Here is a 15,128-nt window from a genome sequence, read left to right as displayed (position 1 = left end):
AGAGAAATAGGAGAGATATATGAATAAGCTTTATCTTGGGGGAATTATCTTTACTGCTCTAATGCTACTATTGACTTACTTGTCTATAGCTGGTTCTGAGGGTGGTCTAAATGGTGATATCGTCAATATGCTTGCAGTTGCAGGAGCGGTTGCACTTGTAATAATTACAGTATTTGTAGTTATCAAGTATGTTCGTCAAATGCAAACTGATACTGCTGATGGTCAACTTGCTGATGAGCAGTGGGATGGTATTGGTGAGTACTTAAATGAGTTGCCTATGGGTTGGGCAATTATGTTCTTTTTACTTATGATTTGGGGTATGTGGTATTTTACAATGGGTTATCCAGTAAATTCATATTCACAAATCGGTGAGTACAATGAAGACACGGCAGCACATAATGCTAAATTTGAAACACAGTATGGTTCTATTACTGGTGACAGATTAGTTGAAATGGGTGAGTCGGTATTTATTGCAGAGTGTAAAATCTGTCACGGTCTTAAGGCTGATGGTATTGATGGAAAAGCTGCAAATCTTAACCAAAGAATTGAAGCTAACGTTGTTAAATTCGCTGTAGAAAATGGTTCAAACAACCATTTACTAGGCTCTGAAATGCCAATGCCAGATCGTAATGGTCTTTTCAATGCTAACACTGGTGCTTTAATTACTGATGCTGAAATCGATGCAGTTTCTGCTTATGTTGCAAATGGTATGACTGGTGCTGGCGCTGACGTATTTGTTGGAACTTGTGCAGCTTGTCACGGTGAAGATGGTAAAGGTATGGAGTATGTAGCACCTAGTGTTGCAACATTTAGTCCAGCACTTGTTACTAATGTTCTTAACCATGGTAAAAAAGGTGTTATCGGTAAAATGCCAGCATTTGATAGACTTAATGCTAAGCAAAAAGAAGCTGTTGGTGCATACATCACTAGCTTAAGTAAATAAGGAGTCAGGTATGAACGAAAATAGAAGCGTATTTGCTCTTGACGGTATAACTGGTATGTTGATTGCAACAGTATTACTACTAACTATCCTAGCTGGTCTTACAGTTTGGGGTATTAGTGTTCAAAATGCTAGTGCAACTAATTTTTATGATGTTAAAGATGAAAAGTCAATCAAGATGTTCGGTTCTAATAGTGCTGACCATATTGTTGATGTGAAGTAAGGGAGTAATTATGGATAAATTAATTTCATGGGGTCTAGTATTAATGGCCGCTTACACAGCTTACGCAGTTTTAACACCAAATCACCTATACATAGGTTAGGGAAATTTTTTGAAATTTCTAAGTAGAGGGCTTTATGCCCTCATCCTCACAATTTTTTTTCAAACATCACTCAGTGCAGAATATTTATATAAAGATGAAGTAATATTTAATCCGGCATTTAATGCAGAGGTTAATAAACTTGGTTCAGAACTTTATGAAAAGACTGGAATATCTTTAAGATTAGTTATGCTTAAAGAGCTACCTCATGGCAGTAATATAGTTCAGTATGAACAAGAGTTAATGAAGGAATTTTCTTCACCGACTATACTTCTTACATTTTCAGAAATGGATGCTAAAGTAGATATACTTGCTTATCCAGCTTCTTTATATGAGTATTTTGATAAGGAACAGGTATTAAGTCCTATCTCATCACCTGTTCAAGCATTTGTTATAGCACTGTTAAATTTTGATTTTAGCGACATGACAAGTGGTGGAACTATCTTACCTCTTCTTGCAGGTAAAGCAAAAAAAGGTGAAGTATTAGGTAAGTACTCTGCATCTATGTTTAACGGTTATGCAGATATAGCAGAACAGATAGCAGACTCTAAAGAAGTAGTTTTAGAAAATGCTGTTGGAAGTGCTAATCAAACCAGTATACTTGTTGTTAAAGTGTTGTTCTACGGTTTCATTGTTTACGGTATATTTCTTTATACAAAAAGAAGATTATATGCAAGAAGGCAGAGACTTGAGCAAGAGTAACGGAAAAATTTGGCCATACGCAATTGGCACATCGATATTATTAGTTTTTGGAGCTTGTGTGGCTACAGTAATAGTGACTAGCACTCTACCTGTTGAGAAGAGTGATACTTATATGATGGGTTATCACGAAGCAGATGCAAAGGCTAATGAACTTATCAATGCACGTATAGCGTTTGATAAAAAATATAAAATTGCATATGTAACCGATGGTCTAAACTTAGACAGTAGTGTTATAAAGTACAAGGTTAGTGATTTAAACTCAGAGGCTGTAGATAACGCTAAGATAGAAGTTGTAGTTACAAGACCAAATAACCATAAGCATGACCAAACTTTGAAATCATCAAGTTATGAAAATGGTGTTTATACATTTCCTTCTATAAAACTACCTGTTGAAGGTAGATGGGATATTATGGCAAAAATTAGTGTTGGAGATGTTCAAAGATACTACAACGTAAAAGCTGACACTAGAGCAAAAGAGGCTTTTGAATATTAGGCTATAATAGCGCCTATGAACGATAAAACAATAATACTTCCATCAGCTCGTGCTATCAGGCACGAGCAATTTAAAATAGAGCACTCAACTCTATTTTTACCAAATCATATAACTATGAGTGAGTTTATCTCTAAACTCTGTATAGTTAAAGATTTTAAAATGACTGATGAAGACAGTAGAGTTCTGCTTCTTCTTGAAGCTTCTGATTTTAATTCATTTTCATCTTTACAAATCCAGAGAAACTTTTTCACTTTTACTAAAAACTCATCATATATATTTAAATTTTTTGAAGAGTTAAGTGCTGAATTGTATGACATAAACAATCTAGATACTTCAGATATTTACGCTGAGTATGAAGAACATATAACTATCCTTCAAGAGTTATACAGAAGGTATGAGACTCTTTGTAGTGAGAGAAAAATTCTTGATAAGATATTTTTACCAAAACTTTATACGTTCAATGAAGAGTATGCATCTTCACATAAAGATATTGAACTGTATGCTGTAGGACATCTGACAAACTTTGAGCTTGAACTTTTACAAAAGTGTAGTGAGTTTTGCAGTGTTAACATTATATTTGACACTTCTAAATTCAATACTAAGATGCAGAGTAAGTTTGCAGAGCTATTAGGCTTTGAACTCGAAGCAGGCTATAGGTATAAAATCTCTCTAAACACTAAAGAAGTCTTAGAAAAAGAGAGTAGAGACAAAAACACAAATATAAGTTGTGAGTCATTTAGTGAGACTATACTTCAGGTGGCGTTCGTGAAGAAGAAAGTCTATGACTATATCCAAAGTGGATATAAGCCTGAGAGAATAGCTGTAATACTTCCTGATGAAAAGTTTGCAACACTTCTTAAGACCTTTGATAATAAGTCTAACTTCAACTTTGCGATGGGTGAGCCATACTCAAAAACAAAGATATATGAAAAACTGAACTCTTCTTGTAAAGCTATAGAACAACTCTCGCAAGAAAACAGTGCAAGACTGGAGAGAGTAGGTGATGAGATATACAAGACTCTATACAGCATTTACTACAAGAAAGTGGAAGAAGTAGACATCATAGAGTTTCTCCGTAGTTTTTTAGAGAACAGTGAAGTTTCAAAAGTAGAAAAAAAAATATTTAACGAACAAGTCTATGCTTTAAAAAATATACTGCTTAGTATGAAAGAGATGAGTGTGAAATCTCTTATATCTCTCTTTCTTCAACGTCTTGCATCTACGACTATTGATGATGTTAGAGGTGGTAAGGTAACTGTTATGGGAGTGCTTGAGACTCGTGCTATAGACTTTGATGCGGTAGTGATTGTGGACTTTAGTGACTCTAATGTTCCAAGACGAAGTGACAAAGACATGTTTTTAAATACAAACATAAGAGAGATGGCAAATCTACCGACTATGAGCGATAGAGAGAACCTACAAAAGCACTACTATGAGATGCTGATAAACTCATCTAAAGAAGCGGCAATCTCTTTTGTAGAATCCACACAGAGCAGTGCTTCGAGGTTTTTAAAGCACTTGGGCATAAAGGCTAAAAATGAGCATGAAGAGCTGGACTATGCCGGGGTGCTTTTTGATAAGTCTGCACCTGCTATAAAAGAAGAAAAAAAGATAGCAATGGAGTACAGTTTCAAAGATGTAAAACTATCTGCTACAAAACTAAAAACATTTTTGACATGTAAGAGAAAGTATTATCATAAATATATAGAGCACATAAACTCCCATGAGATACCAAAAGATATGCCGCAAGAATGGGAAGTAGGAACAGCTGTTCATGAAGCGCTAAAAGAGCTTTACAGTAAAAGAAGTTCTTACAGCAGTTTAGATGACTTAAAAAGAGATCTCAATAATGAACTTGATGATGTCTGTGGTGGCAGTGAACTAGACAAATACCTTATAGATATGCAAAAAAGAAGACTGGATATATTTTGTGAAAAAGAGATAGAGAGGTTCTCTGATGGTTGGCAGGTAAAAGAGTGCGAGAAAAGTCTGAGCTGTGATTTCGCTGGTATGAAGCTTAGTGGTGTAATAGACAGAGTAGATGCAAAAGATGGCGAGATATTTGTACTTGACTACAAAACAGGCTCATATCCTCTCTATACTGCCAAGACCTTCCAAGATGCAACAGACTTCCAGTTGGAGTTCTACTATCTTCTAGCGTCTACGTTAGGAAAAGTAAGTGCCTGTGGATACTACGACCTCAAAGACTCAAAAATAGTTCCTGAGGCTTTCTTAGAAGAGAAACTAGAAGTACTACAGTCAAACATAAAAGACTTGTTGATGATAGAAGATGTAAATTTTGAAAAATGTGAAGAAGTGAAGAACTGTCTCTTTTGTGAGTATAAGATTATTTGTGGTAGAGAATAAAATGAAAAATATTTTTAATGAAATTAATTATAATGAACATCATAGTGTAGATGATTGGAGTACATTAACTAGAGATGTTTTTTTGAAATATTTTTCTAATGAAGAACTTTATAAATCAAATAAAGAATTATTACAAACTGAATTACTGAATTTTTCTAGTTTATGCTCAAATAAAGATTACGTAACAATGTTTAATAATATACATGGAGTTTTTGATAGCGCCATATCTAGAAATAGAGAAGAATCATTTAAAGTGTTATCATCAAATTTCAATAATGTTTCTAATACTGATGATAAATATTTAACTTACTTTATCTCAATAAATACAGATGGTTTTACTAAAAAAGATTTTGCTACATATTATTTTCGTAGTATAGATGAGATAATAGAAAGTTGTTTTAAAGCAAGATACAAATTGTTTTATAAGTTTTATAAATATCAAACAAACAATATATTTGAAAATATAGATAAAAAGTCTTTCGGTGATTTAGTTAATGATAATAAAATAGTAAATTTTGAATTATTAGTTAAAGACCCTATTTTTGGCATATATATAAATCAGTGGAGAAACATTGCTTCACATAAAGATTTTAAAATTTCTAGTGATACTATTGAAGTCAAGTATGGCTCTAAAAGAGATAAGATTCAGACTGTAACACATGATGAGTTGAAAGAAGTAACTATTTGGATAAAAAATACTTATGGCTCATTACGATTGGCAGAAGTACTAATTAATCTTAATTATATGAAAGATATATTAGATGTTAAAGATGATATTACTCGTGATATAAAGCAAAGAAGCGAAGCAAGGTTATTACATATTGTTCATAATTTAGAAATTGTAGGTTTCAAGTTTGACTCATTTATTGAAGATAATATGACATTTGAATTAAATTTATTTATCAAAAATAACAATGATGTTAAGGAATCAATTCTTCATGCTTCACAAGTATTTGTTAATATTGCCTTGGCCTTGGAATTTGATGAATTTAGAAAAGATGAGTTTATTAATATAAGAATAAATATATTAAATAAAGGAAAAAAAATAGTAGCAAGTGCAATAATTGATATAAAAAGCTGTTTAGACTTTTCTCTTAAAAAATTAAGTTTAGAAGAATTGATAAATCAAATAAACTTCGATAATAAAAAAATATTTCCAACAGTAGAGGTTGATGATGTTTAAAAACAACCTAGCTTACGAAGCAAGTGCAGGAAGTGGTAAGACCTTTATGCTTGTTGTGCGTTATCTATCTCTTTTGTTTAAAGGTGCAACACCTAACAAAATCTTGGCTCTTACCTTTACAAACAAAGCAGCCTTTGAAATGCAAGAGAGAATAGTTCTGACTTTAGAAGAGTTGGAGCATCGCGGTGAGCTTGATGAGATAGTTAAAGTCACAGGCTTTTCTCGAGAGTTTTTACTACATGAGAGAAAGAGAATCTTAGATGAGTTTTTAAACTCAAACTCTAAAATCATGACTATTGATAAGTTTTTCGCTCAGATTTTACGCAAATTCTCTCTTTACGCTTCTTTGATGCCAGACTTTACTACTATGAGTTCTCAGCATGAGTTGAAACTTCTTTCACGCTTTTTAAAAGAGGTGAGTGTAGCTGGTAAGAAAAATACTCTTATCACTCTTTCACTTCAATCAAACAAGCGACTTGGAGATATCTTTACTCTACTTGATGAGTTTTACATAAAACATCAGGAACTCTCGCATCTAAAGTTTGAAAAACAAGAGTTTCTACATTTTGAGCAAGAGGCTATGGAGAATCTAGGTTATCTACGAGATATCATAGATAGATGCGAGGGTGCATCTGCAACTGTTAAAAAGGCTGTAGAAGCTGATGACTTTGAAGAACTTGCTCTCAAGAGTTGGATAGGAAGAGAGAGTTTAGACTATAGAACTTTTTCAAAGTGCTTTACTCCAGATATGAACGCGCTACTTACTAGAATCCAAGATGCAGTGAAAAACCAAAACCGAGCAAAAGAGCAAAACTTCTTTTATGCTCTAAGCGAGCTTACCGGCATCTACCAAAAAGCAAAAAAAGCACTCTACACCGAAGACAGCGAACTAAGTTTTAATGATGTTACAGTCTTGGTTTACCACATCTTAAAAGAGCGAATAGACAGTGAGTTTTTATACTTCAGGCTTGACTCTGCAATAGAGCATATACTTTTAGATGAGTTTCAAGATACGAGCATCTTGCAGTATGAGATACTAAAACCTCTTATAGATGAGATACTTTCAGGAAGCGGTGTTAGTGAAGATGGGAGTTTCTTCTTCGTTGGAGATGTTAAGCAGTCTATTTATAGGTTTAGAGGTGGAGTGAGTGCTCTGTTTGGAGCTGTAAAAGAGGAATGTAATACTGAAGTAGAAGCACTTCTTACAAACTATCGCTCTCAAAGAGAGGTCATAGAGTTTGTCAACAGAACTTTTATAGACAAGATCAATAACTATGCTCCTCAAATCGTGAGAGCAGATGCAGATGCTGGGTATGTTGAAGTCATCAGTAGTGAAGAGATACTAGAAGAGAGTATCAAACAGGTAAAAAGACTGCTACAGCTCGGTGCAGATATCAATGAAGTGGCAATCCTCTGTGCAACAAACGGTGATGGCGAAGTTATTAAGCAGATGCTACAAGAGGAAAATATAGAAGTTGTAACAGAGACGACTACAAAACTTATAAACCAAAAGAGTGTTAAGGCTGTTTTGGAATACTTGAAGTATCTATATTTTGGAGAAGAGATATACAAACACAACTTTTTTGCTCTTATTAATCAAGAAGTAAGAGATATCCCAAGTATTAATTTTACTAAGACAAAGCTACTAAGAGTTATAAAAAATGTAATAGCTGAGTATAGACTCTTTAGTGATGACTTCCATCTTATACGCTTTTTGGATGTCGTAGGAAAGTACGAAGATATTGAAGCATTACTCTTTGAGTATGAAAGACTGGATGCAAGTGGTGCTGCATCTGACCTTAACGGTGTTAGGGTTCTGACGATTCACAAGTCAAAAGGTCTGGAGTATGAGCATGTAATAGTTATGGACAGACTCAAAAAAGCTCCGCCTGCAAGAGATGCAATCATCTATGAATATGACGGTATAAAACTAGAAGATGTTTATCTCCGTATTAAAGGCAGAGATGCTATAGATGCTGAGTATGAAGAGGCACTTGCAAAAGAGAAGTATTTGGCAAAAGAAGATTCGCTAAACGCTCTGTATGTTGCTTTCACTAGAGCTAGGGAAAATCTGTTTGTCATAGTCAAATCAAAAGATTCAACCTTTGATATGTTGAATCTTGAACCAAAAAGCAGCGGAGAGCTTATCTGCAAAAACACAAATGCACAGACAAAAGCAGTGTTACCTTCTAAAGAATTGAACTACAAAGATTTATACTACGGAACGCAGAGCGATATCCTAAAACTAGAAGAGAACAATGATGAAGATTTAAAAGCCATAAACTTTGGTTTGGCACTTCACTATATGCTAGAGATGCTAGGAAGTTTTACTCTAGAAGCAGTTGGTAACGCCAAAGATATGATGATAAACAAGTATGGCTACTCTTTGGAAGAGTCTGAGATATCAGATATTGAGTCAAGAGTTGTAAGCTTGATAGAAAGCGAAGAATTTATATTTTTAGCATCTGGAGAGTGTTACAAAGAAAAAGCTCTGAGATATAAAGATAATCTACGCTATATAGATTTACTTGTAAAACAAGATGACGGCTCATGGGTTGTGATTGATTATAAGAGTTCTATGAGTTATTCTGATAAGCATGTACAACAAGTAAACTACTACGTAAAAGCCATCAAAGAGATAACCGGAGATGCAGTAAAAGGCTATATAGCTTATTTACTTGAAGACTCTGTAATGGTGACAAAAGTTTAGATGTTAGAGAGGTTGTTAAATTGATTTTATCATTTACAGAAGGCTTTTTGCTAGGTCTTGGAGCGGCTGTGCCGTTGGGACCTATAAATATTCTCATTATGAATGAGGCTGTTAAAAAATACAAAAATGGTGTGATGATAGGACTTGGAGCAATGAGCTCTGACATTCTGTATCTGTTTTTAATCATATTTGGACTGATGGCTTTTTTTAATCAGCCATATATTTTAAACTCTCTTTCACTTTTTGGTGGAGCTTTTTTAATATATCTTGCATACGCTATTTTTAAAAATAGAGATACAAAGATTGGTGCACAAAAAGAAAAATTAAAAGAGAGTAGTTGTGTGAAACTCTATGCAAAAGGTTTTCTATTAACAGCTATAAATCCATACACTATAGGTTTTTGGCTAAGTGTGTCAGGTTATATAGCAGGTAAAGAGTTAAACCCTTATATAACACTACTTGGAATGCTTAGTGCAATTTTACTATGGATAACACTAATGCCTTATCTGGTGCATAGGACTAAGCATAAAATATCTCACAGCGTATCACACTGGATTAGCATAGCATCTGCTCTTATACTCTTTGGTTTTGGTACGGTTATGATTGGAAAGCTTGTTCCATAATTGGGTATAATTAACTATATATAATTAAAAAAAGGTAAAGAATGAAAAATATTGTAGTACTACTTTTAATGACTCTGTTATTTGCCAATGCAAATGCTGCACAAAAAACGAATAATGAACAAAGAGAGCTTAAGCAAGAGAGAAAAGCACAAAAGCAAGAGAGAAAAGCTGTAAAGATGGAAGCAAGGCAGAAAAGAAAAGCAGAAAAAGGAGAAGATAAGTGGGAAAGAAAGACTGAGAAAAGAGAAGCTCGTAAAGTAAGAAAAGAGAATAAACGAGAAGCAAGAAAAACTAGAGAAGATACAAAAAGAGAAAATAGACAAGAGAGATTGAGTCAAAAGCCAGAAAATAAGAAAGAAAGAAAACTTCAACAAGGTCAAAACAGACAAGAAAAATGGAGTGAAAGCAAAGAAAGTAAAGAAGCAAGACAAAAAGCTAAAAGAAAATCTTCAAATCCTTAGAAAAACCTCAGGTATGTGAGAAATCATGTACCAACCATCCAAAAAACAAACCTTAAGATAACCATAAATTAAGCTATTTATAAGTTTATATAGTTATACTTCCGTCACAAAACAAGAGAATCGTTTTTGCAATGGCAAAATGTTTCTTTAGAAAAACAAAATGAAAGGTTCTTGAATGAAATTTACACAAATTGCAACTCCAGAACAGATTGATCAAAAATGGATTTTGATTGATGCTGAAGGTAAGACATTTGGTCGTATGATTACAGAAGTAGCTACTATACTTCGTGGTAAGAATAAGACTTGTTGGACTCCAAATATTGATTGTGGTGACTATGTAGTTATCATTAACGCTTCTAAGGCTAGATTTAATGGTCTTGGTAAAATAGCTAATAAAGAATATTTTTCTCACTCAGGTTACTTCGGTAGTACTAAGAGTGTTAAGATGACTGAGCTTTTAGAGAAAAACCCAGAGAAACTATATAAATTAGCTACTCGTGGTATGCTTCCTAAAACTAAGCTTGGTGCTAAAATGCTTAAAAAATTAAAAATTTATGCAGGTGATCAACACCCTCACACTGCACAACTAGCTAAGTAAGGATAACCACATGGCAAAAATTTATGCAACAGGTCGTCGTAAAGCGTCGATAGCAAAAGTATGGTTAACTCCAGGTACAGGTAACATCACAATCAACGGTCTTTCTTTAGACGCATGGTTAGGTGGACTTGAAGCTAAGAAACTTCGTGTTAAACAACCGTTAGTTCTTTCTAAGCAAGACACTTCAGTTGATATCGTTGCTACTACTTTAGGTGGTGGTTTTGGTGGTCAAGCTGATGCACTTCGTCATGGTATTTCTCGTGCACTAGTTGCATTTGATCCATCGATTAAAGCTATCCTCAAACCAGAAGGTATGATGACTCGTGATTCACGTGTTGTTGAACGTAAGAAGCCAGGTAAGCGTAAAGCTCGTCGTTCTCGTCAGTTCTCAAAACGTTAATCATTTTCTATACTTTTTTATCAAGACATTTTGTCTTGGTAAAATCTTTCTCTAATTCTCACAAAAAACAATCTATTTAACTTATTTGATATATAATGTCCTCAATTAATAAAAAGGTACATTTATGAAAAAAATTCTCATAGTTCTCGTAGTAGTAATTGCTGTAATAGCACTTCTTCCAATAGTAGGTAACAGTGTTGCTGAGGGAGTTCTAAAGACAAGAGTTGCAGTTTTAACTTCTAATGGACTGGAGTTGAAAAATGATACAACAGAGTCTTCATACCTAACTACTAAAAAACATTATGAATTTTTACTTTCTGATGCGCCTAGATTTATAGAATATCTTAACCAATACTCGGATGCTCAAATACCTCCATATATAGATGCAATGATCTCCGGTGCAGTAGTAGGTGTAGATATAGAGTATAGTAACTTTCCACTAAGCTCTAAAGTATTAGTTGATATCTATCCTTTAACTCTTCCTGCTAATATTACGGATGAACTTAAAAAAGAGAATATGCCTTTTTATACTTATATAGATAAGTTACTTCAAGGAAAAGGTGTTTTATATCATATTAACTATTATATATCTGATGAACTCTTTGATGGTTACATAAAAGATATAGATGAAGAGTATATATTTGATAATGGCAGTAAGATGACTGTGAAACTTTTTAATGCTACTTATTATGGAAGTGGTTCTTTAATAGCACCTAAAAATTTGCAGACGAGCATCTCTAAAGTAATCATAAAGGCTGATGAATCTGCAAATGGGATTACATTTGAAATGAATGATTTGACATCTTCCTCTACATTTGAATCACAAAGTACTTATGTATCCGGTGCTGCTATGAAATCAATGTCAATTCTTGTTGATGAAGGCAAAAGTTCTAAGTTAGAAGCCAGTATTGATAATATCAAAGTAAATATATCTTCAAATACTCAAGGAACAAAAGCAGAGTTTTACGTGAAAAGTTCTCTTGGTGAGTTTAAATTTAATTCTAAAGATGCAAATGTTGCAGCTTCAGGCTTTAACTATGATATCTCTTTAGATGGTGTTGAAAAAGATTCATATGAAGAGTTTAGAAAACTGACTTCTCATACAAATGCAAACTACTCTCCTGAGTTTGAGCAGAAGCTTCAAGAATCAGTTATAAAGCTACTATCAAAAGGTTTATCACTTAGTGTCGCTGATATGTCGGTAAAAAAGATAACTATAGAGAATCAAAAATCTATTGATGGCTTTAGCTTGATGGCAAAAATGGTTTTAAAAGAAGATGCAGATTTAGCGAGTAAACTAAAGACTTCCCCTATGTCTCTTAGCAAAAATTTAAACCTTGCATCTACTATCAAGTTTTCAAAAGAGTTGTATGCTCTGTTAAATAAAGAAGCACCAGTAACAGGCATGGCAAATTCGCTAGCTCGTGAAGATGGCAACAATCTTATTTTTGAGATTAAACTCAATGATGGCAGATTGAGTGTAAATGATAAACAGTTAAACTAAGAGCTCTATTGTGAGACTTTTACTCTTTCTTTTTTTATCGGTAAATATATTTGCCTCAACCTTGCATCTTGCAACGTCGGCAAATCCTTCTAGGCTAAATCCGCTTCTTGCTACAGACTCTAGTTCATCTGAGATTGCAGGGTTTTTATTTAACGGACTTGTTAAGTTTGATAAAGACTCTTCGACGATAATTGGTGACCTGGCAAAAGAGTTTTATTTTGAAAATGATACTACCCTTATTTTTAAACTTCATGAAAATGTACTTTGGCATGATGGAGAGAACTTTAGCGCCAATGATGTTCTCTTTACGTATAAGATTTTGATTTCACCACAGGTTGTCTCACCATATAGTGCAAACTTTAGATTTATAAAAAATGTAGAGGTAGTTGATGAATTCACCGTCAAAGTGATATATAAACAGCCTTACTTTAAAGCTTTAGAGACTTGGATGATGGGTATTTTACCACAGCACGTTCTAAAGGATGAAAATAATCTGATGAACTCTAAGTTCAATACGGAACCAATCGGGACGGGCGCATACAAACTTCATCAACTAGAACACTCTAAAAATATTATTCTTGTTGCTTTTGATGATTACTTCAAAGGACGAACAAAGATAGATAGAATATCTTTTCATGTAATAGCAGATCCTATGACACGATTTTTGATGCTAAAGTCAGCTGCATTAGATGTTGGTGGAATTGAACCTATGCAGTTTGAGAGGCAGTTAAATCCTGATTTTTTTGATAAGTTTAATATTTATGAAGAGATCTCTCACTCATATACCTATCTCGGGTTTAATCTAAGACGTGAAAAATTTCAAAATCCAAAGGTTAGAGAAGCTCTTTCACTTGCAATAGACAGACAAGAAATAGTGAATATCTTGTTCTTTAAACATGCGAAGGTGTGTACCGGACCATTTCTTCCAAAAACAAAGGCTTTTAACCCTGATGTAAAAGCACCAGTTCCAGACCTGCAAAAGGCAAAAAAACTCTTAAAAGAAGCTGGTTATGATGATAAAAATCCTTTTTCATTTGAGATAGTTACATCAAACTCAAGTGCTATAAGACCATATGCAGCACAGATACTTCAACATCAACTCAAACGTGCCGGAGTAATAGTAACTCTAAGAGTGATGGAGTGGCAGGCCTTTTTAAATATGGTAGTATTTCCAAACAAGTTTGACAGTGTACTCTTAGGATGGGGACTATCATCTACACCAGACCCGTACCTCTTCTGGCACAGTGACAATGACAAGCAGGGCGGCTTTAATCTCGTAGGCTATAAAAATTCCAAGATAGACAAGATGATAGAAGAATCACAAAGTATAATTGACAGAGAAAAGTTATCACAACTTTGGCAAGATATGTTTAAGATTATCGTCGAAGACAACCCATATCTATTCTTGTATATTCCAAACTCTATAACAACTGTAAATAAAAATATTAAAAATGTAGAGCCAAGCCTGAGTGGCATCTGGCATAACTATATAGAATGGGAAAAAAATTGATAATACTTTTTGACTTAGATGGAACTTTAATAGACTCTACAGATGCAATTCTTGAGACTTTTCACCACTCATTTAAAGCACATAATTATCCAAATCCAAAAGATGAAGATATAACTGCTCTTATTGGTTACCCGTTAGATGTTATGTATAGAGAGTTAGGTGTAGATGAAGATGTTGTTTGGGACTATGTGCATACGTATAAAGAGTACTATCGCGTAATATCTACACAAAGAACAACTCTATTACTTAATGCTAAAGAAGCAGTTATTCAGGCTAATGAGTTTGCAATTCTTGGAATTGTCACAACAAAAACAGGAAAGTATTCTAGGGTGTTGATGGAGCATTTTGATCTTATGAAATACTTTGAAGTCTTGATTGGGCGAGAGGATGTTGAGAAGCCAAAACCAGATGCGGAACCTATTAACAAAGCATTGGACGCGCTTGATACTGCTAACAGAGAAATATGGATGATAGGAGATACAAAACTTGACCTTATATCTGCAAAAAATGCGGGTGTAAATTCTATAGGAGTTTTGAGTGGATATGACAACTGTGATATTTTAAAACAACACACAGATGTGATATTTAGTGACGCTCTAGAAGCAGTAAAATATCTCCAAAAGAAGAAAAAAACACACATTTCCTTTACTTAGTAATAAAGTGTATTATTTCAAGCTATATTTAAGAGCAACTTCCCTAAAATACATATAATTAGAACTGAAGATTCTTATGTATTAAAAGAAGGAGAATTTATGCTAGAAATTAGATGGCATAGTCGTGCTGGACAGGGTGCTGTTACAGGAGCAAAAGGTTTAGCAGATGTTATTTCTACAACAGGTAAGCATGTACAGGCATTTGCATTTTATGGATCCGCTAAGCGTGGAGCTGCAATGACAGCATACAATCGTGTTGATGATGCGATGATTATGAACCATGAAAAGTATATGGAACCAGATTTTGTTTTTGTAATTGACCCTGCGTTGGTTTATACAAGTGATGTTACTATAAATCATAAAGATAGTACAAAATATATTATTACCACTCACCTAACTAGAGAGGAGCTTGTTAAGGCTCAACCAAAGCTAGAAGGTAAGGACGTATATACTGTTGATTGTATTACAATTGCAAATGAGACTATTGGTCGTCCTATTCCAAATACGCCAATGCTTGGTGCATTTATGAAAGTTTCTGAGATGTATGATATAGAATTTTTCAAAGAAAGTATGAAGAGAATTCTCGGAAAATTACCACAGAAGATCGTTGATGCAAATATGATTGCAATTCAACGTGCTTATGATGAAGTGAAATAAGGAGCAT

At 34.0% G+C, this 15,128-nt stretch carries 15 protein-coding genes; all 15 read left to right on the top strand.

The window, feature by feature from the left end:
- The first annotated feature begins 19 nt into the window (after positions 1-19).
- The gene (locus ABZC13_RS10315; protein WP_373003145.1) at positions 20-943 is read left to right on the top strand and encodes a c-type cytochrome; all 924 of its coding nucleotides are present in this window, start codon (positions 20-22) and stop codon (positions 941-943) included.
- Between the two features lie 10 nt (positions 944-953).
- Positions 954-1,163: a DUF4006 family protein gene (locus ABZC13_RS10310; protein ID WP_373003143.1), complete on the top strand. Its 210-nt coding sequence runs from the start codon at positions 954-956 to the stop codon at positions 1,161-1,163.
- Positions 1,164-1,272: 109 nt separating this feature from the next.
- On the top strand, positions 1,273-1,962 hold the full coding sequence (locus tag ABZC13_RS10305) for a 3-dehydroquinate dehydratase (protein WP_373003141.1): 690 nt from the start codon (positions 1,273-1,275) through the stop codon (positions 1,960-1,962).
- Entirely contained in the window at positions 1,931-2,455 is a 525-nt protein-coding gene (locus ABZC13_RS10300; RefSeq protein WP_373003138.1) for a FixH family protein, read from the top strand. Before ABZC13_RS10305 ends, ABZC13_RS10300 begins: the two co-directional genes overlap by 32 nt.
- Before the next feature lie 15 nt (positions 2,456-2,470).
- The gene (locus ABZC13_RS10295) at positions 2,471-4,822 is read left to right on the top strand and encodes a PD-(D/E)XK nuclease family protein (RefSeq protein ID WP_373003135.1); all 2,352 of its coding nucleotides are present in this window, start codon (positions 2,471-2,473) and stop codon (positions 4,820-4,822) included.
- 1 nt (position 4,823) lies between these two features.
- A complete protein-coding gene (locus ABZC13_RS10290) occupies positions 4,824-6,005 on the top strand; it encodes a hypothetical protein (protein ID WP_373003132.1) in 1,182 nt (393 codons plus the stop codon).
- Positions 5,998-8,715, top strand: coding sequence for a RecB-like helicase (locus tag ABZC13_RS10285; protein ID WP_373003129.1), 2,718 nt, complete (start codon positions 5,998-6,000; stop codon positions 8,713-8,715). Before ABZC13_RS10290 ends, ABZC13_RS10285 begins: the two co-directional genes overlap by 8 nt.
- Positions 8,716-8,735: 20 nt before the next feature.
- Positions 8,736-9,338: a LysE family translocator gene (locus tag ABZC13_RS10280; RefSeq protein WP_373003125.1), complete on the top strand. Its 603-nt coding sequence runs from the start codon at positions 8,736-8,738 to the stop codon at positions 9,336-9,338.
- A 41-nt stretch (positions 9,339-9,379) separates the two neighbouring features.
- Positions 9,380-9,799, top strand: a complete 420-nt coding sequence (locus ABZC13_RS10275; protein ID WP_373003122.1) for a hypothetical protein — start codon at positions 9,380-9,382, stop codon at positions 9,797-9,799.
- Between the two features lie 175 nt (positions 9,800-9,974).
- Complete coding sequence (gene rplM / locus ABZC13_RS10270) at positions 9,975-10,397, top strand: 50S ribosomal protein L13 (RefSeq protein ID WP_373003119.1); 423 nt, start codon at positions 9,975-9,977, stop codon at positions 10,395-10,397.
- 10 nt (positions 10,398-10,407) lie between these two features.
- On the top strand, positions 10,408-10,797 hold the full coding sequence (gene rpsI, locus ABZC13_RS10265; RefSeq protein WP_373003116.1) for a 30S ribosomal protein S9: 390 nt from the start codon (positions 10,408-10,410) through the stop codon (positions 10,795-10,797).
- A 124-nt stretch (positions 10,798-10,921) separates the two neighbouring features.
- On the top strand, positions 10,922-12,301 hold the full coding sequence (locus ABZC13_RS10260; RefSeq protein ID WP_373003113.1) for a DUF945 family protein: 1,380 nt from the start codon (positions 10,922-10,924) through the stop codon (positions 12,299-12,301).
- 10 nt (positions 12,302-12,311) lie between these two features.
- Positions 12,312-13,811, top strand: a complete 1,500-nt coding sequence (locus tag ABZC13_RS10255; RefSeq protein ID WP_373003110.1) for a peptide-binding protein — start codon at positions 12,312-12,314, stop codon at positions 13,809-13,811.
- Positions 13,808-14,464: an HAD family hydrolase gene (locus ABZC13_RS10250; protein ID WP_373003107.1), complete on the top strand. Its 657-nt coding sequence runs from the start codon at positions 13,808-13,810 to the stop codon at positions 14,462-14,464. The genes ABZC13_RS10255 and ABZC13_RS10250 overlap by 4 nt, the downstream gene beginning before the upstream one ends.
- Before the next feature lie 99 nt (positions 14,465-14,563).
- Positions 14,564-15,121 carry a pyruvate flavodoxin oxidoreductase subunit gamma gene (locus ABZC13_RS10245; protein WP_373003104.1) on the top strand — a complete coding sequence of 186 codons (558 nt, stop codon included), beginning with the start codon at positions 14,564-14,566 and terminating at the stop codon, positions 15,119-15,121.
- The last annotated feature ends 7 nt before the right edge of the window (positions 15,122-15,128 follow it).

The organism is Sulfurimonas sp. (assembly GCF_041563035.1).
Lineage (GTDB): Bacteria > Campylobacterota > Campylobacteria > Campylobacterales > Sulfurimonadaceae > Sulfurimonas.
Note: the sequence above shows the minus strand (reverse complement) of the source record. Positions and strands in the feature narration are given on the sequence as shown.